Genomic DNA, 1174 nt, shown 5'->3' on the forward strand with positions numbered 1-1174 from the left:
GGGTGTCGCTCAGAGCACGCACTCCGCCTCGGCGTACCGCTCGGACGGGACCGTCTTCAGGGTCTCCACGGCATCGCCCAGCGGCACCATCACGATGTCCGTGCCGCGCAGCGCCGTCATCATGCCGAACTCGCCGCGGTGCGCGGCCTCCACCGCGTGCCAGCCGAAACGGGTGGCGAGCACCCGGTCGTACGCGGTCGGGGTTCCGCCGCGCTGCACATGACCGAGGATCACCGGGCGGGCCTCCTTGCCGAGGCGCTGCTCCAGCTCGATGGAGAGCTGCGTCGCCACACCGGCGAACCGCTCGTGCCCGTAGATGTCCTTGGTGCCCTGCTCGATCTCCATGGAGGAGCCCGGGCGCGGCTTGGCGCCCTCGGCGACCACGACGATCGCGAACTTCTTGCCGGCCGAGAAGCGCTCGCCGACCAGCTCGGTCAGCTCGTCGATGTCGAAGGGACGCTCCGGCACGACAATGGCGTGCGCACCGGCCGCCATGCCCGAGTGCAGGGCGATCCAGCCGGTGTGGCGGCCCATGACCTCGACGATCAGCACCCGCTGGTGCGATTCGGCGGTGGTCTTCAGCCGGTCCAGCGCCTCCGTGGCGACACCGACGGCGGTGTCGAAGCCGAAGGTCACGTCGGTGGAGGCGATGTCGTTGTCGATCGTCTTCGGTACGCCGACGATCGGCAGACCCGCCTCGGAGAGCAGATGGGCCGCCTTCAGCGTGCCCTCGCCGCCGATCGGGATGATCACGTCGAGACCGAGGTCGGCGACATGGCCCCTGGCCTGCTCGACGCCGCCGCGCAGATGGGCGGGCTGGACCCGGGAGGAGCCGAGGATCGTACCGCCGCGGGCGAGAATGCCGCCGACCGCGTCGAGGTCGAGCTTGCGGTAGTCGCACTCGAGGAGCCCCTTCCACCCGTCGTGGAAGCCGATGACCTCGTCGCCGTGGTCGACCACCGCGCGATGCACGACGGAACGGATGACGGCGTTCAGGCCGGGGCAGTCGCCGCCGGAGGTGAGCACACCAATTCGCATTGCCCGGGAAACCTTTGCAACGTGGGCCGACGACCGGACCACGTCGTCCGGTTGGGTCCCGCCACCCTACCGGCGCAGGGTGGCGGGACCGAACCGGGCGTCCGCCTGCTGGACGCCGCTCAGCTGAGCCGGATGT

Annotated in this window: 1 protein-coding gene; it reads right to left on the bottom strand. The window is 70.4% G+C overall.

Annotated elements, in window-relative coordinates:
- Positions 1-9: 9 nt before the first annotated feature.
- A complete protein-coding gene (locus ACFU8Q_RS41610) occupies positions 10-1038 on the bottom strand; it encodes a 6-phosphofructokinase (RefSeq protein ID WP_384465464.1) in 1029 nt (342 codons plus the stop codon).
- Positions 1039-1174: the final 136 nt, after the last annotated feature.

The sequence above is a fragment of the Streptomyces sp. NPDC057543 genome, assembly GCF_042801895.1.
Taxonomy (GTDB): domain Bacteria; phylum Actinomycetota; class Actinomycetes; order Streptomycetales; family Streptomycetaceae; genus Streptomyces.

Coding starts and splice junctions, on each gene's coding strand:
- ACFU8Q_RS41610 (WP_384465464.1), bottom strand. CDS start 1,038: ATGCGAATTGGTGTGCTCACCTCCGGCGGCGACTGCCCCGGCCTGAAC.